Below are 17,351 nucleotides of genomic sequence, written 5' to 3'. Positions count from 1 at the left end.
ACCGTCAGTCGTCGTCGCGGCGCGATTTCGGCGCGAGCAGGAAGCCGAGGGCAAGCGCCACAGCCGTTGCGGCAAAGGGCTTTTGCGTGGCGACGCTGGCGGCCGCGGCCATCAGGTCGCGGCGCGCGGCGAGTTGCTGCCGGCGGATGCGGCGCAGTTCCCGCTCCCGCCTGTTGCGGGCGGCGACAACGACGAGCACGATGATGGCCAGCAGGAGGAAGCCGCCGGCAAGGCCGAAGAGGGCCGGCGCCGTGCCGTAGCGCTCGGCCAGCAGCACCGCGCCGCCGACGACGGCCAGCACATAGGCGGTGACGAGCAGCACGCCGGCGATCAGGCCGCCAATCGCGTTGCGCCGGGCGCTGTCCACCGTTTCCTCCACCCGGTCCGTGACGCGGGTGACGAGATTTTGCACGAGAATGGCCCCCAGTGACAGCATGCCTTGTGTGCTCCGCGGAAGTGGGGGGACGCAGGCGCGTCCCTGGATCGTGAAGGGATGGATCAGCGCCGCAGCAGTGCGGCCAACAGGAAGCCGGCGGCGGCGGCAACGCCGAGCGTCGTCAGCGGATGTTCCTTGACGGCCTTGCGGGCCATGCGGCCGGAATCCTGGTAGCGGGACTGGAGCTCGGAGAGGATGTCCTCGCCGGCGGCGATCATGTCGCGGAAGTCGCTTTCCGCGCGGTCCTTCAGGCCGTGCGCGGCATCGCTCATCTCGGCCTTGGCCGCCCGGGCCTTCTTGCGGATGTTTCCTGCCCCCTTCGAGGCGTCGTCGGCGAGCAGGCGGGCGAGCGAGGCGATTTCCTCGCGCAGTTCCGTGATCTGGTCCTCGACGGCCTGGGCTTCGTCCTTGAGCCCGTTTTTGAGGTTCTTGCTGCGGGATGAAAACATTCCGTTGGCCATGCCGTTTCTCCTTTGCGGTCGCCCGCGTGTTCGCGGGCCGAACTGCGCTCCACCCCCTTGGCGGAACGGTCTTCCGGGGCAGAAAACGTGCAATGTCGCAAAAGGTTCCCTGGATCTGCTCCAGGACGCTGGAACGTCAGGCCGAAGCGGTATGGGGCAGCACGAAGGGCACGCCCGCTTCGGGCACGCCGTTGATGCGCATGCGGCAGCCGAAGACGGCTTCCATCGCATCGTCCGTCATGACATCGGCCGGGCGTCCCGCCCGCTCGATGCGGCCGGCCTTCATCATCACCATGTGGTCGGCGAACATGGCGGTGAGGTTGAGGTCGTGCATGACGGCGATCACCCCGCCGCCGTTTTCGCAATAGCGGCGGGCGAGCTGCATTATGGTGAGCTGGTGGCGGATGTCGAGCGCCGAGACCGGCTCGTCGAGCATTAGGAAGCAAGGCTCGCCGTCGAGGACTGGCTCCCAGATCTGGGAGAGCACGCGGGCAAGCTGCACGCGCTGCTGCTCGCCGCCGGAAAGCTCCTGATAGAGCCGCCCGGCAAAGCCCGAGAGGTCGACGGCGCGAAGCGCCTCGGCGGTGATGGCGTCGATGCGGTCGGCATGGCGGTTCGGGCCGACGGTCAGGCCGAGGCGGACGATCTCGCGCACGGTGAAGGGAAAGGCGATGGTCGCGGCCTGCGGCAGTACGGCACGCTTGATGGCGAGCTGCCAGGGCTCGAGCGCGCGGATGTCGTGGCCGTTGAGGGTGATGTCGCCCTTGCTCGAAAGCTCGCCCGCGACGGCCTTCAGCATCGTCGTCTTGCCCGAGCCGTTGGGGCCGACGATCGCGGTCAGCTCCCCGGCCTTCGCCTGCAGCGATACGCCGTGAACGATGGTCTTGCCGGAAAGGCTGACCGTGAGGTTCCTTGCAGCGATCATTTCCGTCCTACCAGCCGTTCCGCGTGCGGTCGCGCAGCAGCACCCAGAGGAAGAAGGGCGCGCCGGCCAGCGCCGTGATGATGCCGATGGGCAGTTCCGCGGGGGCGACGATGGTGCGCGCCAGCATGTCCGCCCCGAGCATCAGCACGCCGCCGAGCAGCGCGGAGGCCGGCAGCAGGTAGCGATGGTCCGGCCCTATGACGATGCGCAGCAGGTGCGGCACCACGATGCCGACGAAGCCGATGCCGCCGCTGACGGCGACCGAGGCGCCGACGGCGCCCGCCACGGCGACGACCGCGGTGTATTTCAGCCGCTGCACCTTGACGCCCATATGGAAGGCGGCGGCCTCGCCAAGGGTGATGGCGTTGAGCCCGCGCGACAGGAAAGGCACGACGAGGAGGGCGACGAGGATGATCGGGCCGGCGGCGAGAAGCTTCGTCCAGGTCATACCCGAGAGCGAGCCGAGGCTCCAGAAGGTGACGTCGCGCAGCTGCTTGTCGTCGGCCATGTAGATGAGGATGCCGGTGACGGCGCCGGCAAGGGCCGCGATGGCGATGCCGGCGAGCAGCATGGTGGCGACGGAGGTCTGCCCGCCGCGCGTGGCGATCTGGTAGAGCAGCAGCGTCGTCAGAAGCCCGCCGAGGAAGGCGGCAAGCGGCAGCGCATAGGCGCCGAGCGCCAGCATGAGGCCGGCCGGCAGGCTGCCGCCGAGCACGATCATCAGCACCGCGCCGAGTGCCGAGCCCGAGGAGATGCCGACGAGGCCGGGATCGGCGAGCGGATTGCGGAAGAGGCCCTGCATGACGGCGCCCGACATGGCGAGCGCCGCGCCGATCAGGAAGCCGAGCAGGGCGCGCGGCATGCGGATGTCGAAGACGATGATGCGGTCGCGCATGCTGAGCGCGGTGTCTTCCGCGCCGGTGAGGAGCGCGCCGATGACATTGACCGCGGATGCGTCCGACGCGCCGGTGGCGATGGACAGTGCGATCGCGGCGACCGACAGGATGACGAGGAGACAGAGGGTGAGGCGGGCGATCGCGGTGCGGTCACCGGCCGCCTGCCCGCCGGCGGCGCGCATCAGGAAGGGCCTGCGTGCGACCGGGCCGCGCATGGCGTCATTGAGAGACATTACCGGGCTTGCCGTAGAGTTCTTTGTTGAGGTCGCTGACGGCCGAGGCGGTGCGCGGGCCGAAGCCGAGCAGGTGCAGGCTGTTCATGCGCAGGACCGTCTTGTTCTTGCCGGCCGGCGTCACGGCGATGGCGGGATGGGCGAGCACTTCCTCGTCCGTGCTGCCTGCGCCCGGGCGCGTCATGACCATGACGACGTCGGGCTTGGCGTTGATGACCGCCTCGTCGGTGAGCGGCTTGTAGCCGTCGAAGGTGCCTTCGGTGGCGTTGATCGCGCCGGCAAGGCCGATGATGCCGTCGGCGGCCGTGTGGTTGCCGGCGGCCATGATGCGGCCGTTCTGGAAGCTCAGGATGAAGAGCACGCGCTTGCGCTCGCTTTCCGGCCGCTTGGCGGCATCGGCGATGGCGCCGTCGAGTTCGGCGCCGACCTTCTCTTCCAGCGCCTTCGCCTTTTCCGGCACGCCGAGGAAATTGCCGACGACATCGATCTTCCTGAGGATCGCGGCGCGGTCATAGCCTTCCGGCACGGTCTCGAAGGGAATGCCTGCGCTTTTCAGCACGGCCAGCGCATCGGCCGGGCCGCTGCCTTCCACCGCGAGGAGCGCGGTGGGATTGACAGCGATGACGCCTTCCGGCGAGAGGGCGCGCATGTAGCCGACATCCGGCAGCTTCAGCGCCTCTTCGGGATACATGCTGGTGGAATCGCGCGCGACGATCCGCTCGCCCTCGCCGAGCGCATAGACGATTTCCGTCACCGCGCCGCCGATCGTCACCAGCTTCGACGTGTCGACCTTCTGCATGTCCTGCGCGGCCGCCTTGCGGACGAAGCCGCCGTCGACGGGCAGGGTGAAGGTCGCCAGCAGCGGGGCGGAAAGCGCGAAGACGGTGAGGGCCACTTCCCACGGGCGGGCGCGGCGCAGATCGAAGCTCTTGCTCATGATCGTAATCCTTGGGTCGTGGTCCCTGATGGTGCTCGTCTTCAGGCGGCGGCGCTGTCGGGGCGCGGCAGGCCGTCGAGGATCTCGCGCCAGTCGGCGCGCTCGCTCATGCCTTCCTTCCGCTTGCCGAAGAACTGGACGATCATCTCGCCGCTCGCGTCATAGGCTTCGAGCGAGGTGACGTGCCCGTCGCTGGTCGGCTTGCGGACGACCCAGCACTCGACGATGTGGTCGGTGCGCAGGTGCATGTGGAAGGTGGGATCCATCACGTTGAGCCAGGGACCCATCGGCTGGATGTTCTTCACCGGGCCGGTGTGGATCTGGATCGTGCCGTGATTGCCGGCGAAGCACATGATCTCGGCGTCGCGCTCGGCCGAGGCGCGCAGCAGTTCGCTGACAGCATCGGCGCGCACCTGGCGGGCGAAATCCTCGCCGACGCTGCGCACGGCGTCCTGGCGGGCGATCTTCAGCTTGCGCAGCATGCCGAAGAACTGGTGCGTATCCGTCATGGCGCTCCAGTTCTCGCGCAGCGCCGCCACATCGACCGGGCCGGTCTCGACGGTCTTCTCCGAGACGACTTCGACGAATTCCTGCGACTGGTCCTCCAGGCGGAAGTCGGAGACGATGGCCTCGTAGGCTTCGAGGTTGGAGGCCGGGCGAAGGTGGACCTTGTGCACGGCGTCGCCGGCCTTGTCGAAGAACTGCAGGCTGCGGCGGACCTGCTCGCCGTCGGTCTTCGTTACGGCGAAGCCATGGGCCCAGGTGCCGGGGAAGATGCGCAGGTCGATATTCTCGCCGAGCACGATCGAGGCGTGCTTGCCGGTGGTGACCTTCTCGAACACGCCGATCTTCTCGTGCACGACGCTCTCGTTGCGGGTCAGCGCCATGATCTCGCCGAGGGCTTCGGCACGCTCGAGGAAGCGATTGGCGCTGCCGTCGATGCGGATCGCGGTGAGCCCGACCTCGGCCGCGACGAGCGCAGCCTCCGAAATACCGAGCTGGGCAGCGATGTCACGCTCGCGCATCTTGGGGTTTTCCGCACGGAAGGCGCGGATTTCGGCGGGTGTCGGTCGGGTCGTGTCGGTCATGGTCGCGGCCTTCATTCAAATGTTCATGGCCATTTTCCTGCTGCTCCCGCTGGTCCGTTTTTCTCGGCGGAACAGGGAGTTGCGGGGGAATTTGGCGTTTACTATCTTGACTTGCTTACTCATATTTATCTATAGGCGCAATACAGGACTGGCAAACTCATGTTAATTTTGTGAGACGCCGGAACCGACGTCCGGACCGAAAACACGAACAGGCAAGCCATGATCGTACGCACCCTTCTTCTCTCGTCGATGCTCGCAGCCGCCGCCGTCTCCGGCGCGGCCGCACAGGAAGCCGCGCCCAAGGGGCTGGATGTCGAGCTCAATGCGCTTGCCGCCTCGCAGAAGGGCTGCCTCTTCACCTTCGTCGCAGCGAACGGCTTTCAGCAGAACGTTTCGAAGGTCTCTTTCGAATTCGTGATCTTCAACGACAAGGGCACGGTCGAGCGGCTGGCGCTGCTCGATTTCCGCGACCTGCCGGCCGGCAAGTCGAAGGTGCGCCAGTTCGACGTGCCGGGCATCAAGTGCGAAGGGGTGAAGAACCTGCTGATCAACGATGCGCCGGTCTGCGAAGGCGAGGGGCTCGACAAGGCCCGCTGCATGGACGGCATCGTCACGCGCAGCAAGGCTTCGGCCGGTCTCGAAGGTTGAGTTGAGTGGCGGCCCGCATGAGGCGGGCTCGCGATAAACGGAACGGTGGATAAGGCGATGGCTGGAAGCAAGTGGCTCTGGATCGGTGCGGGGGTGTTTTCCCTGCTGGCCCATGCCGGGGCGGCCGCGATCCTCACCATGACGCCGGCTGCGCCGGAAGACGAGGCGCTGATCGCCGGCGGCGTCGTCGCGGAAGTGGCCATGCTCGGCAACGGCGCCTTCGAGGCGGTCGAGTCTGGCAATCCCGAAGAAGCGATCACGCCGGAAGCGATCCAGCCCGACGTCACCGAGCCGCAACCGCAGGAGGTTGCGGAAATCAAACCCACCGAGATCCAGCCCGAGACGACCGAGATTGCGCCCGTCGATCCGGTGGTGTCGGAGCCGGTGCAGGAGCTGTTCGTTCCCTCCGCCGAGGTGGAGATCGCCGCGATCCCGATCCCGGAAATCAAGCCCGAGGTCGAGCCGGAACGGGAGATCAAGCCGGTTCCCGAGGTGAAGAAGCAAGAGCCGGTCAAAAAGGTCGAGCGCAAGAAGCCGAAGCAGAAGGTCGTCCGCAAGGCCGGCGAGAAGGGCACGGCGAAGGCGAATGCCACGAAGGGCGAGGTGGACGGCTCGGCCGACGTGAAGACCGCCTCCGTCGGCGGCCAGAAGAAGGGCAACTCGTCCACGGCCGGCAATGCCGCCGTCAGCAATTATCCGGGCAAGGTCCGCAACAAGATCAACCGCGCCAAGCGGCGCGCGCCGGGCGGCGAGAGCGGCAGCGTGGTCGTGAGCTTCGTCGTCGGTTCGGGCGGGCAGGCGAGCGGCATCCGTGTCGCGCGCAGCTCCGGCAGCGCGGCGCTCGACAGGGCGGCGGTCGATTCGGTGCAGCGCGCCGCGCCCTTCGCGAAAATCCCCGAGGCCGCGGGGCGCGCGTCCTGGGCATTCAACGTGCCGATCGTGTTCAACTGAGGCGATCTTTCCCGCTGCCTTCCGGTCGGCGGGATTTTTTTGTCGGAAAATATGACTTTAATAGTCATGTTTATACTTTACTCTGAAAATCAAGTTTTGTAGGTTGACCCGGACTGAGGCTCCGCCCACGCGGAGTGCCAAAGGGGATGCTGCATGAATACGATGACTGCGGGCCGCATGGAGTCGGTCCTGAAGGCAATGATCGCCGAGCGGGACCGGCGCATCGCCGATCTGGAGCGCCAGCTTGCCGCGCTCCGCAAGCAGATGGCCGAAGGCCCGCAGGAGGGAGCGGCCGCAGCGCCGACCGCCCAGCGGATGGAGGTGCGGGCGCCGCAGGCGCAGGCCCCCCGCAGCGTGGAAGTCACCAGAGTGAAGCGCCGGACCGGCGAAGCGGAGAGGAAGGCGATGCGCGAGAAAAGGCAACAGCAGCAGGCCCGCCAGCGGCAGGACAATGACGAGAAGGCCGACAAGGCCGGCCTCGAAGGCCGCAGCTTCCTCTATGTCGGCGGCCGCGACTGCCAGGTGGCGCATCTGCGTCAGATCGCCAGCTCCTACGGCGCAAACCTCATCCATCACGACGGCGGTCTTCGCGAGGCGGTTTCCCGCATCGACAACGTGCTGCCCTCCGTGGACTGCGTCTTCTGCCCCATCGACTGTATCAGCCATGATGCCTGCATCCGCGTGAAAACGGGCTGCAAGAAGTGGGAGAAGGCCTTCGTGCCGCTGCGCAACGGCAGCAAGTCCTCCTTCGAGCGGGCCCTGCAGAGCATGAGCCAGGGAGACAGTACCCAGTGAATGACGAAAGACCCGAGGCCTTCGCGATGATCGGCCTGCACAAGCTGGCCGCCCAGAACGGCGACGGCCTCGTACCGGAACTCTATGCCCTCCTGACGCGCCGCGCTTGCCTGCTGGACAGCGCCAATGTCATGGAATTTCCCGTGCACGACGCCCGCCCGCCAGCGCGACGGGCGGCTTTCGAGGACGACACCGCCCTCGATGCGCGCAACGACAATGTCGTCGCGTTCTCCTCGCTGCGTCGCGCCCCCTCCGGGCGCTGACGTCAGGCTTGCTTCTTAGAGCATTTCCGCTTTTCTTCGAATCGCGAAAACGCTCCAACTCTTTATTTTAACGCAATTCCGGACGCAAAACCGCTTCACACTTTTGCTGGAATTGCTCTAGGCAGGAACGCGCCGAGCGCGATCGCCAGCCATCCCGCCATCATCACGACGCCGCCGGTCGGCGCGGACATGGGGAAAAGCCCGTGTCCCGCCGAATGGCGGAAGACGAGGTCGCCGGCAAAGAGCGCCGTGCCGAGGGCCAGCAGCAGCGCGGCGAGCGGCGCGGTCCGCACCATTGGCCAGGCCGCGTGGAGCGCGACCAGCGCCGGGGCATGGGCAAGGCACATGGCGGAAGCGCCGGCCATCAGGCGCGGATCGCTGCCATGCGAGGCGGCCGCCGCCGTTGCGACGCCGGCAAGGCCCATCAGGCCGGCGACGAGAAGGCTTGCCGAGCGGAACGAAAAGGACATGGATGACTCCCGGGACTATTCCTGGTTCTGCATGTGGTGGGCAAGCCGGGTAACCGGCTCGAGGATGATCTTCCGGAGGCCCTCGCCGGGCACGGTCTCTTCCAGCGCGCGCACGAAGCAGAGCAGCCATTCGTCCCGTTCGGCCGGGCCGATCGGCGCGACGAAATGGCGGCGGCGCAGCATGGGGTGGCCGCGCTTCTGCGTATAGAGCGGCGGGCCGCCGAGCCAGCCGGTCAGGTATTCGTAGAGCTTTTCCTCGCTGCCGGTGAGGTCCGGCGGATGGATGGCGCGGCAGCGGGCCGCTTCCGGCAGGGTGTCCATCAGCGCGTAGAAGCGGCGCGTCAGGGCGCGCACGCCCGCCTCGCCGCCCACCGCCTGGTAGAGGGTGATCGTCTCGCCCTGCCGTTCCTGCTCTTGCGTCGCGTCGGTCATGGTTCTTCCCGTTGTCCAGGGTCTTAGCGCCGCCGCATCCGCCGCGCAATCCCGGCTGCAGAGCTGCGGCAATGCGCCCGGCAGCGCCGCCTCGGGCGGATTGACAAGAAACCGTCTAGACGGTATGTTTTATTATGAGCAAAGCCCACCATCGCAAGAAGCATCCCGAGGCCGTCCGCCAGCAATTGCTGGAAGTCGCGGCGAAGCTGTCGCTGGAGAAGGGGCCGGCGAGCGTGACGCTCGATGCCGTTTCCCAGGCGGCCGGGGTCAGCAAGGGGGGCCTGCTGCATCATTTTCCCAACAAGCTGTCGCTGCTCGACGGCCTGTTCGACGACCTGACGGAAAAGTTCGACCGGGCGCTTGCCGAGCGCATGCGCGACGATCCTGAGCCGAAGGGCCGCTTCACGCGGGCCTATGCGGCGATCTGGTTCCTGCCGGAGGGCCTTTCCGACGGCGAGCAATGGAAGGTGCTCACCGTCGCGCTCATCTCCGAGCCGCACCTGCGCGAGCGCTGGCGACAATGGGTCGACCGGCACCTTGCGGAAAATGTCGGCACGGATTCGACGCTCGACGCCATGCTCGTTCGCTATGCGGTGGACGGGCTCTGGCTGGCCGACCTGCTCGGGGCGCCCGTCATGGATGCCGCACCGCGCGCGGCCATGCTGGAGCGCCTGATGGCCCTGTCGCGCACCTGACCGTCTTTTGCAATCCGCGCCGGAAGGCGCCCGTTGGCGCGGCCTGCGCCGGAGACCTCACATGAACATCACCGCCGTCTATGCCGTCCTGGTGGCCGCCATCGTCTTCGAGGTGCTCGGCACCTCCGCCATGCAGGCCGCGCAGCACTTCTCCCGCCTTGGGCCGACCCTCGTCATGGTGGTCTGCTATGCCGTGGCGTTCTACTTCCTCTCCTGGAGCCTGCGCTACGTTCCGGTCGGCATCGCCTATGCGATCTGGAGCGGCCTCGGCATCGTGCTGATCTCGCTCGTCGGCTACTTCGCCTTCGGCCAGAAGCTCGACTTTGCCGCCATTGCCGGCCTCGGCCTGATCATTGCCGGCGTTCTTGTGCTGAACCTTTTCTCCAAATCGACATTCCACTGAAGGGGAGCCGGAATCGTGAGAGGACCCCGCTTGCCAAGACGCGGGACTACCTCTATCGGTTTCGACGAATTGAAAGCGGTTTCAATTCCCGGCCTTGAAGGAATGGCACATGGCAATACGCACCATCGTATGGGGTGAGAACATCCACGAGCAGACGAACGAGATCGTCCGCTCGATCTATCCGAACGGCATGCACAACACGATCGCCGAGGCGCTGAACAGGGATCCCGCGATCCGCGCCACGACGGCGACGCTGCAGGAGCCGGAACACGGGCTCACCGAGGCCCGCCTTGCCGAGACGGACGTCCTCGTCTGGTGGGGCCACAAGGATCACGGCGCGGTCGACGATGCGGTGGTGGAGCGCGTGGCGCGGCGCGTGTGGGAAGGCATGGGCCTCCTCGTGCTGCATTCCGGCCATTTCTCCAAGATCTTCAAGCGCCTGATGGGCACGCCCTGCGCGCTGAAATGGCGCGAGGCCGGCGAGCGCGAGCGGCTCTGGGTGATCAATCCCCGCCACCCCATCGCCGAAGGGCTCGGCGAGAACTTCGTGCTGGAAAACGAGGAGATGTATGGCGAGCAGTTCTCCGTGCCGGAACCGCTGGAAACCGTCTTCATCTCGTGGTTTGCGGGCGGCGAGGTGTTCCGCTCGGGTCTCACCTGGCGTCGCGGCGCCGGCAACATCTTCTATTTCCGCCCGGGCCACGAGACCTACCCGACCTATCACGACGCCACGGTCCAGAAGGTCCTGGTCAATGGCGTGAAATGGGCCTTCAACCCGCAGGGCACCTATGCGGCCATCCACGATGCGCCGAACGTGCCGGTCGACAAGGCCCTGGAGCCGATCGAGGAGCGCGGCCCGAAATTGCATGAGGCCGGCGAAGCCGGTTACCGCTGAGGCGAACGATGCGTCTTCTCGTTGTTGGAACAGGCGGCATGGCTAATACCCATGCCAGATATTTTGCCGCAATAGACGGCGTCGAGCTGGTCGGCGCGGTCGATGTCGACCCCTCGCGGGCCAAGGCCTTCGCCGACCAGCATGGTATCGCGAATGTCTTCACCTCGCTGGAGGACGCCATCGCCTGGAATGGCTTCGACGCGGCGACCAATGTCACGCCCGACCGCGCGCACCATCCGACGACGCTGGCGCTGCTGGCGGCGGGCAAGCATGTGATGTGCGAGAAGCCGCTGGCGGAAAACTACGCCAAGGCCGACGAGATGGCCCGCGCCGCCGAGGCGTCCGGTCTCGTCACCATGGTGAACCTCACCTATCGCAACGTGGCGCCGTTGCAGAAGGCGCGCGCGATGGTTCTGGCGGGCGAGATCGGCCGCGTGCGCCATGTCGAGGCGTCCTATCTGCAAAGCTGGCTCGTCTCGAAGGCCTGGGGCAACTGGGCGACGGAAAGCCAGTGGCTCTGGCGCCTTTCCACCCGCCACGGCTCGAACGGCGTGCTGGGCGATGTCGGCATCCACATCCTCGATTTCGCCAGCTACGGCGCGGCGAGCGACGTGGACCACGTCTTCGCCCGGCTGAAGGCTTTCGACAAGGCGCCGGACAACCGGATCGGCGAATACGACCTCGACGCCAATGACAGCTTCACGATGACGGTGGATTTCGACAACGGCGCGCTCGGCGTCATCCATGCCAGCCGCTGGGCGACCGGCCATCTCAACGAGCTGCGTCTTCGCATGCATGGCGACAAGGGTGCCCTCGAGGTCATCCATTCGACCGAGGGATCGAAGCTGCGCGGCTGCCTCGGCGAGGATGTCGAGCAGGCCGTCTGGCGGGAGATCGACGCCGGCACGGTGCCGACCAATTACGAGCGCTTCGCCGCAGCCGTCGCGGCGGGCGAAAGGATCGAGCCGGGCTTCCGCCATGCCGCCGAGCTCCAGAAGGTGCTCGATCTTGCTATTGAGACCGAGAAGGGGCGCTGCGAGCTGGCGGTTTGACCTTAACTCCGGGCCGCGCCTGTCGAGCCGCGGATGACGAACTCGACCGGCCAGACCTCCTGAAGCGCCTCCGGCGCTTCCCCCTGCAAAAGCCGCAAGGCCATGTCGCCGATCCGCTCGCCCGCCGCGCGGATCGGCGACTGCGTCGTGGTGACGGCCGGAACGAGATTATCGGGGCTGAGATAGGGAAAGACGTCGTCATGGGCGATGAGTGAGACATCCTCGCCCACGGCAAGTCCCGCGATGCGGATCGCCCGCATGGCGCCCAGCGCCGACATCATCGACCCCGCGATGACCGCCGTCGGCGGGGCGGGGAGGGCGAGGAAGCCCTGCATGAGCCGAAAGCCGGTCTCGTCGGTGAACTCGCCGTGGCCGGTCAGCGCTGGATCCACTGCTATGCCTTCTGCCGCGAGCGTCCTGCGATACCCCTTGTCTCGGTCGCGGGCATAGGTGCTCGCCGTATCGCCGTTGATGAGGGCGATGCGGCGATGGCCGAGCGCGGCAAGATGCTTCGTCGCGGCGGCGATGGCCCCGAAATTGTCGATGTCGAGGAAGGCGAAGGGCTTTTCCGCCTCGCTTCGCCCATGCACGATGAAGGGCAGGCCGAGCGCCTGCAAGAGCGCGATGCGCTCGTCGGTGCGGGCGGGCGTATGGACGATCACGGCGTCCACCCGCTTGCTCGCCGCAAGCCGGCGATAGGCGGCCGCCTCGTCCTGCGCGCTCTCGACGGTCGAGACGAGGATGTCGATACCTTCCTGCTGCAGGCGCGTCGAAAGACCGCCCATGAACTCGCTGGAATGGGGCCCGAAGCGCCCGCCGCCCTGGAAGACGATGCCGATGGCGCCGGCCCGGCCGGTCGCCAGTCGCTGGGCGATGCTGTTCGGGCGGTAGCCCAGCCGCTCCGCGGCCTCCAGCACGCGCGCACGCGTTTCCGCCTTTACCTCCGGATAGCCGCTCATCGCCCGGCTCACCGTCGTCTGGGAGAGGCCGATGCGCGCGGCAAATTCCTTGAGGTTCATTCTCTTCCCCTCGAAAGCAGTCTTTCGATTGCGGCCTTTATGGACTCTCCCGTCCATCGCCGCAAGCAAGGGCAGGGGCATGGCTGTCCGCTTCCGTTAAAGCCGTTCGCGCTAAGGCATCATTCAGGTTGCAGAATCCCGCTTGATAAATGTTAACGACACGTTAAAGTCCGGATTTGAACGACATGGTTGTAGCGAAGGTGAATTTCGCTTCTGCTAATATGTCGATGGGGTGAAGGCCGGAGGGAACGCGGCCGCTCATCCGGGCCTTTCGAGCAGGGACGGCTTCGAGGGCTATTCGCGACGACATTGGGGGGAAGATCATGCAGGCGGGCAGCGTGTTGCCGGCCGCGATGGGTCCGTCTGTTCGATCGGACCTGCAGCCGGAAAATCTCGACGCGAGGGCAGGCGGTCGGTCACGCGAAGCCTCGACGGGGAAGGGGCAGGGCCGGTCGGCTGGGCCGCTCGTCTATAGCCGGAGTGAGGCTGGCCGGCGGCCTGCCTATTTCCGCGTGCTGGAGCGGGTATTCGGCGCGCGGCGGGCGCGGCTTCGCAGCCTCCTTTTCGCGCGGGCGCCGGTGCTATTCCTCATGGTGGAGGAGGTGTTCCTTCTTTATGTGCTGGTCGGGCTTTTCCGTACCCTGCTGGGGCGGCGGACCGTTGGGCTCCTGCTCAAGCCGGGCCCGCTTGCCGTTTCTCCCCGCTGGGGAAACCGCTGGCGGCGCGCGGTGCTGCAAAGGCTGAAGCGCTGCCGCGCGGTGCGCACGCTCTCCATCGTGCCCTTCAGCGTCCTTCCGCCCGCCGCCGCCATTGCCGACGGCTATATTTACGATTTCCAGCTCTGGGACCTGAGCGAGGAGGAGCGCAAGGCGGTGAACGCTCTGCGCGCCGAGCGCCGGCCGGGCGACCGCCTGGTGCTGACGGCCATCGGCAGCCAGTGCGGCCGGAAAGGCTTCGATCTCTTCGCCGATATCTATGCCCGGTCCGCGCGGCTGCGGGCGTGCTACCAGTTCATCGCCTGCGGCAAGGTTGCCGTGGCCGACGCCGAGCATGCCGAGGTCCTGCGCGAGGGCGGCGGCGTCACGGTTGACCGGTTCATCTCCGATGCTGAGCTGCTGGGCGCCTATGCGGCGAGCGACGCGATCTGGTGCTTCTACCCGCGGACGGGGGACCAGGCCTTCGGCATTCTCGGGCGGGCGGCGCAGCTCGGCCTTCCGGTGGTGGTGCGCGAAGGCTCGCTCGGTCATCGCCTGTGCGCCATTGAGGACGTGCCACACCTTGCCGCTAAGATGGAGGGGCTTTCTGCCCGTCTCGCCGGCTCGCTGCCGCCGCGGGACGAGCTGCGCGGCCGTCATGCGGCCGAGCGCTTTGCTATGGAAAGCGAGGCGACACTGCGCGCCGCCCTCGGCCTTGCCGCGCCGCATACGGCAACGGAGGCATAAAGCTCTCAGGCGAGCCGCTTGCCGTCCTCGCCGATCACCTTCTCGCCATCCTCCTTGGCGAAAGGCCCCTTGTGCGTGTCGGGAAGGATATCGAGCACGACTTCCGACGGCCGGCAGAGCCGCGTTCCGAGTGGCGTCGTCACGAAGGGGCGGTTGATGAGGATCGGCTCGGCCACCATGTGGTCGAGCAGCTCATCGTCCGACAGTGCGGGATTGGCAAGGCCGAGGGCGGCGTAGGATGCTTCCTTCTCGCGAATGGCAGCGCGCACCGCAAGGCCGGCGGTGGCGATCAGGGCCCGCAGTTCCTCCCGGGTCGGCGGTGCGGCGAGATAGTCCACGATCCTCGGCTCGATGCCGGCATTGCGGATGAGGGCCAGCGTGTTGCGCGAGGTGCCGCATCGCGGATTGTGATAGATGATCGCTTCCATGGCCGGCCTTTTGAAGAGGTGTCCGGCAAGGGATACGCGATCAAGGCGCAGCGTCAAGCCGTAAGGCGAGGCGACGCCGTCCCCGCCCTTTCGCAGCCGGCGTTCAGCGCCCTGTCAGCCGCAAGGCTTTTTCTGTCGCCCAAATCGGTAGGAAAGGCGATCATGAAGCGGTTCTTGAAATGGACAGGGCTTGCGTCCGGCGCGGCGGGCCTCGGGCTCGGCCTCTATCTCGTGGCAATACAACTGACAGGAAATTTCGCCGCCGTCGTGCCGGGGGAAGTCTACCGCTCCAACCAACCCACGCCGGCCGATCTCGCGACCTATGCCGAGCGCTACAAGATCCGTACCGTCATCAACCTGAGAGGCCGGGATGAAAAGTCGGCCTGGTACAAAAACGAGGCCGCCGCGGCAAGACAGCTTGGCCTCACCCTGATCGACTTCCCCCTGAACGCCAGCCGGCGCCTCGACGCGAAGACGGCGGACGACCTTGTCGCAACCCTTCGCGACGCGCCACGCCCGATCCTCATCCATTGCCGCTCAGGCGCCGACCGAACCGGCCTCGCCTCAGTCGTCTATCTCGCCCGCGTCGCGCATGAGGACGAGGAAACCGCGGAACACCAGCTCTCCATCCGCTACGGCCATTTCGGCGTTCCCTTCTTCTCCCCCACCTATGCCATGGACGAAAGCTGGGAGGATATGGAAGCTGCGGCGCGTTCCGCAAGCTAAGCGTTTCCCGCTTATGTCGAGAATTCCTGCAAATGTCAGCCTCGCGTTTCGAGCCGACTATTGACCGTCCTTGATGATGAGGCGGCGCGGGAGATCAAGCGGCGCCGAGCGTGCTGATCAGGACATCAGACACACGGTCGATCTCCTCGTTGGTGAGGTCATGATAGCTCGGCAGATTTATCGCGCGGCTAGGAAGATCGTATGCGTTGACGTTCTCAGGCTTTGGCTTGAAGGATGGAGTGGAACTCAACGGCCAGAAGAACACGCGGGCATCGATATTTTCAGCCTGGAAGGCTGTCTGCAACTTTTCGCGCGTGATGCCGGTTTCTTTGTCGAATACGGCCGTGGGCATCCAGAAACCGTTTTGGGTGCCAGGAGGCTCGGGGTTCAGAGCAACGCCACTAAGTGTACCCAACACATCCCTATAACGAGCAAAAACCGCCCGCTTGCGAGAGATCAACTCGCCGATACGCTCCATCTGGCCCACACCGAGTGCTGCTTGGATGTTGGAAATTTTGTATTTAAAGCCGACCTCGTCCGGCCAAAACTGCTTCGTCTGCCGACGAGCGCGACCATGATTGGAGAGGGTGAGGGCTCGTTCGTAGAGGGTATCGTCATTGGTGACAAACATACCGCCTTCACCCGTTGTCACCGTCTTGGTGCCGTGAAAGGAGAAGGTACCGAAAGTACCGAGCGAGCCTGCCCGCGCCCCGTGCCAGACTGATCCAATGGCCTCGGCGGCATCCTCTACAACGGCAATCCCGTGTCGGTTGCCGATGTCGCGTAATGCATCCATGTCGCAAAGATTGCCATAGATATGCACGGCGATGATTGCCTTGGTGCGTCCAGTGATAGCTGCCTCGACTTTTTGCGGGTCGATACACCAACTGTCCGGCAGGACATCCACGAAAACGGGGGTAGCACCGAGATAGGTAATGGGTGCAGCTGATGCTATCCAGTTCGTGTCGGCGATAATGATTTCATCGCCCGGGCCAATGTCAAGCGCGGCGAGGCCCAGATGGATCGCCCCGGTGCAGCTCGAAGTGGAGATGGCGTACTTGACGCCCAAATGCTCGCGAAACGCCGCTTCGAATTTATGAATATAATCATAGCACCGCTCGCCCCAGCCATTGGCCGCCGCATCGGTTGCATATGCCACTTCGCGTTCCGTGATCGAGGGTTTCGTGTAAAGAATGCGCGATTTCATCTAGATTTACCGATTTTTGCAAAATGGGGGGCTAATTCCGGGAAACTATACCATTTCCTTCCGATCCGTTCATTTTTTCTCTCTGTCAAGGCGGCGCATTCTCATCTTTTGGCGAGCTCCTCGGGAGCAGACGCTTGATTGATGTATCTTATTGTTAAGAATGTGCCCTAGGGGTAATCGAAATTCGTACTTCGTATTCGGTACCATCCTCGTCAGTGAACCAGCAAGCGGGGTAATGTCCAAACGTCCTTGCCCGCAAAAGATTCAGAAAATCTCTCGCGGAGTACGTTTGATTTAGCTGAAAATGACATGCGTTATCCATTTCGCGAGCGTAATGAAAATTGCCAAGTGACATGTCTTGAGTGGAACGCCTCACATCGTTGTGTAATATGCTCGAGAAAGTCGATTTAAATAAATCAATCATGCTCTCCAAGCTTTTTTTGTAGAGGTCCCCCGCATTGTCTGTCCAACTATAGGGAACCTGCTTTTGTGCGATAATATCCCCATCGTCAATTCCACTTCCCAAAAAATGAATCGATACCCCAAAAGGCTCACCATTCTTCAGTGCCCAAAAATTGGGGTTTTTTCCACGGTGAAAGGGTAGGAGACTCGGGTGGGTATTTATGAATCCCTTGGTGGCTATATTTATGTCATCTTTAGATAGTATTTTTGGCCACCACAATAGTATTCCTAAATCAATGCCTCCATCTATTCTTGAGGAGATCGTGTTTCTAATCGATCGCGCGTTTAGAGCCTCAACTGGAATAGAGTGTTTCTGGCAGTGCTGAAATATGTCATTCTCAGATACAGTAATTACAAGTGAGACGCTCTCCGGGTGGTAGGTGGAAAGCCATTCGACAATCCGTTTGCCGACATAGCCATCAGCGCATACGACGATGGTTCCATTAACAGCGGTCATCACCTGCTCCAAAGATCGCTTAAAGAGGCC

22 protein-coding genes are annotated in these 17,351 nt (G+C 64.6%); 10 read left to right on the top strand and 12 right to left on the bottom strand.

Going from position 1 to position 17,351, the window contains the following annotated elements:
• Nucleotides 1-4: 4 nt before the first annotated feature.
• The 6 genes from ShzoTeo12_RS11185 to ShzoTeo12_RS11160 all read right to left on the bottom strand — a co-directional run bounded on the left by ShzoTeo12_RS11185 (nucleotide 5) and on the right by ShzoTeo12_RS11160 (nucleotide 4,976).
• Nucleotides 5-436, bottom strand: a complete 432-nt coding sequence (locus tag ShzoTeo12_RS11185; RefSeq protein WP_318909745.1) for a hypothetical protein — start codon at nucleotides 434-436, stop codon at nucleotides 5-7.
• 62 nt (nucleotides 437-498) lie between these two features.
• Entirely contained in the window at nucleotides 499-897 is a 399-nt protein-coding gene (locus tag ShzoTeo12_RS11180) for a glycine zipper domain-containing protein (RefSeq protein ID WP_313193603.1), read from the bottom strand.
• Between the two features lie 136 nt (nucleotides 898-1,033).
• Nucleotides 1,034-1,822: a heme ABC transporter ATP-binding protein gene (locus ShzoTeo12_RS11175; RefSeq protein ID WP_318909744.1), complete on the bottom strand. Its 789-nt coding sequence runs from the start codon at nucleotides 1,820-1,822 to the stop codon at nucleotides 1,034-1,036.
• 7 nt (nucleotides 1,823-1,829) lie between these two features.
• Nucleotides 1,830-2,951, bottom strand: coding sequence for an iron ABC transporter permease (locus ShzoTeo12_RS11170; RefSeq protein ID WP_318909743.1), 1,122 nt, complete (start codon nucleotides 2,949-2,951; stop codon nucleotides 1,830-1,832).
• A complete protein-coding gene (locus tag ShzoTeo12_RS11165) occupies nucleotides 2,938-3,888 on the bottom strand; it encodes a heme/hemin ABC transporter substrate-binding protein (RefSeq protein WP_318909742.1) in 951 nt (316 codons plus the stop codon). The genes ShzoTeo12_RS11170 and ShzoTeo12_RS11165 overlap by 14 nt, the downstream gene beginning before the upstream one ends.
• A gap of 41 nt (nucleotides 3,889-3,929) precedes the next feature.
• Nucleotides 3,930-4,976, bottom strand: a complete 1,047-nt coding sequence (locus tag ShzoTeo12_RS11160) for a hemin-degrading factor (RefSeq protein WP_318909741.1) — start codon at nucleotides 4,974-4,976, stop codon at nucleotides 3,930-3,932.
• 219 nt (nucleotides 4,977-5,195) lie between these two features.
• Between ShzoTeo12_RS11160 and ShzoTeo12_RS11155 the strand changes: the two genes are divergently transcribed.
• From ShzoTeo12_RS11155 to ShzoTeo12_RS11140, 4 genes are all read left to right on the top strand, one after another.
• Nucleotides 5,196-5,624: a hypothetical protein gene (locus ShzoTeo12_RS11155; protein ID WP_318909740.1), complete on the top strand. Its 429-nt coding sequence runs from the start codon at nucleotides 5,196-5,198 to the stop codon at nucleotides 5,622-5,624.
• A gap of 57 nt (nucleotides 5,625-5,681) precedes the next feature.
• Nucleotides 5,682-6,575, top strand: coding sequence for a TonB family protein (locus ShzoTeo12_RS11150; protein WP_318909739.1), 894 nt, complete (start codon nucleotides 5,682-5,684; stop codon nucleotides 6,573-6,575).
• Between the two features lie 405 nt (nucleotides 6,576-6,980).
• The gene (locus ShzoTeo12_RS11145; protein ID WP_119257166.1) at nucleotides 6,981-7,370 is read left to right on the top strand and encodes a DUF2325 domain-containing protein; all 390 of its coding nucleotides are present in this window, start codon (nucleotides 6,981-6,983) and stop codon (nucleotides 7,368-7,370) included.
• A complete protein-coding gene (locus tag ShzoTeo12_RS11140) occupies nucleotides 7,367-7,633 on the top strand; it encodes a hypothetical protein (protein ID WP_318909738.1) in 267 nt (88 codons plus the stop codon). Before ShzoTeo12_RS11145 ends, ShzoTeo12_RS11140 begins: the two co-directional genes overlap by 4 nt.
• Nucleotides 7,634-7,728: 95 nt before the next feature.
• On the opposite strand, the gene ShzoTeo12_RS11135 is transcribed toward ShzoTeo12_RS11140, so the two are convergent.
• Both ShzoTeo12_RS11135 and ShzoTeo12_RS11130 read right to left on the bottom strand, forming a co-directional pair.
• Nucleotides 7,729-8,103, bottom strand: a complete 375-nt coding sequence (locus tag ShzoTeo12_RS11135) for a DUF423 domain-containing protein (protein WP_318909737.1) — start codon at nucleotides 8,101-8,103, stop codon at nucleotides 7,729-7,731.
• A 15-nt stretch (nucleotides 8,104-8,118) separates the two neighbouring features.
• Complete coding sequence (locus ShzoTeo12_RS11130) at nucleotides 8,119-8,535, bottom strand: group II truncated hemoglobin (RefSeq protein WP_318909736.1); 417 nt, start codon at nucleotides 8,533-8,535, stop codon at nucleotides 8,119-8,121.
• Between the two features lie 134 nt (nucleotides 8,536-8,669).
• On the opposite strand from ShzoTeo12_RS11130, the gene ShzoTeo12_RS11125 reads away from it, so the two are divergent.
• The 4 genes from ShzoTeo12_RS11125 to ShzoTeo12_RS11110 all read left to right on the top strand — a co-directional run bounded on the left by ShzoTeo12_RS11125 (nucleotide 8,670) and on the right by ShzoTeo12_RS11110 (nucleotide 11,580).
• On the top strand, nucleotides 8,670-9,230 hold the full coding sequence (locus tag ShzoTeo12_RS11125; protein ID WP_119256880.1) for a TetR/AcrR family transcriptional regulator: 561 nt from the start codon (nucleotides 8,670-8,672) through the stop codon (nucleotides 9,228-9,230).
• 61 nt (nucleotides 9,231-9,291) lie between these two features.
• Entirely contained in the window at nucleotides 9,292-9,633 is a 342-nt protein-coding gene (locus tag ShzoTeo12_RS11120) for a DMT family transporter (RefSeq protein ID WP_119256881.1), read from the top strand.
• Between the two features lie 109 nt (nucleotides 9,634-9,742).
• Nucleotides 9,743-10,528, top strand: coding sequence for a ThuA domain-containing protein (locus tag ShzoTeo12_RS11115; RefSeq protein ID WP_318909735.1), 786 nt, complete (start codon nucleotides 9,743-9,745; stop codon nucleotides 10,526-10,528).
• 8 nt (nucleotides 10,529-10,536) lie between these two features.
• Entirely contained in the window at nucleotides 10,537-11,580 is a 1,044-nt protein-coding gene (locus ShzoTeo12_RS11110; RefSeq protein WP_119256882.1) for a Gfo/Idh/MocA family protein, read from the top strand.
• Nucleotides 11,581-11,582: 2 nt separating this feature from the next.
• Here the strand turns inward: ShzoTeo12_RS11110 and ShzoTeo12_RS11105 are convergent, their stop codons facing one another.
• Complete coding sequence (locus ShzoTeo12_RS11105) at nucleotides 11,583-12,599, bottom strand: substrate-binding domain-containing protein (protein ID WP_318909734.1); 1,017 nt, start codon at nucleotides 12,597-12,599, stop codon at nucleotides 11,583-11,585.
• 323 nt (nucleotides 12,600-12,922) lie between these two features.
• On the opposite strand from ShzoTeo12_RS11105, the gene ShzoTeo12_RS11100 reads away from it, so the two are divergent.
• Nucleotides 12,923-14,041, top strand: coding sequence for a hypothetical protein (locus tag ShzoTeo12_RS11100; RefSeq protein ID WP_318909733.1), 1,119 nt, complete (start codon nucleotides 12,923-12,925; stop codon nucleotides 14,039-14,041).
• 5 nt (nucleotides 14,042-14,046) lie between these two features.
• On the opposite strand, the gene arsC is transcribed toward ShzoTeo12_RS11100, so the two are convergent.
• Complete coding sequence (gene arsC, locus ShzoTeo12_RS11095) at nucleotides 14,047-14,469, bottom strand: arsenate reductase (glutaredoxin) (RefSeq protein ID WP_318909732.1); 423 nt, start codon at nucleotides 14,467-14,469, stop codon at nucleotides 14,047-14,049.
• Between the two features lie 162 nt (nucleotides 14,470-14,631).
• Here arsC and ShzoTeo12_RS11090 point away from each other — a divergent pair, with 162 nt between their 5' ends.
• Nucleotides 14,632-15,195 (top strand): dual specificity protein phosphatase family protein, encoded by a 564-nt coding sequence (locus tag ShzoTeo12_RS11090; RefSeq protein ID WP_318909731.1) that lies wholly within the window; start codon nucleotides 14,632-14,634, stop codon nucleotides 15,193-15,195.
• A gap of 94 nt (nucleotides 15,196-15,289) precedes the next feature.
• Here ShzoTeo12_RS11090 and ShzoTeo12_RS11085 read toward each other — a convergent pair whose 3' ends face one another.
• The gene (locus tag ShzoTeo12_RS11085) at nucleotides 15,290-16,402 is read right to left on the bottom strand and encodes a DegT/DnrJ/EryC1/StrS family aminotransferase (RefSeq protein WP_318909730.1); all 1,113 of its coding nucleotides are present in this window, start codon (nucleotides 16,400-16,402) and stop codon (nucleotides 15,290-15,292) included.
• A 154-nt stretch (nucleotides 16,403-16,556) separates the two neighbouring features.
• Complete coding sequence (locus tag ShzoTeo12_RS11080) at nucleotides 16,557-17,321, bottom strand: formyltransferase family protein (RefSeq protein ID WP_318909729.1); 765 nt, start codon at nucleotides 17,319-17,321, stop codon at nucleotides 16,557-16,559.
• Between the last annotated feature and the right edge of the window lie 30 nt (nucleotides 17,322-17,351).

This window comes from Shinella zoogloeoides, assembly GCF_033705735.1.
Lineage (GTDB): Bacteria > Pseudomonadota > Alphaproteobacteria > Rhizobiales > Rhizobiaceae > Shinella > Shinella zoogloeoides_A.
Note: the sequence above shows the minus strand (reverse complement) of the source record. Positions and strands in the feature narration are given on the sequence as shown.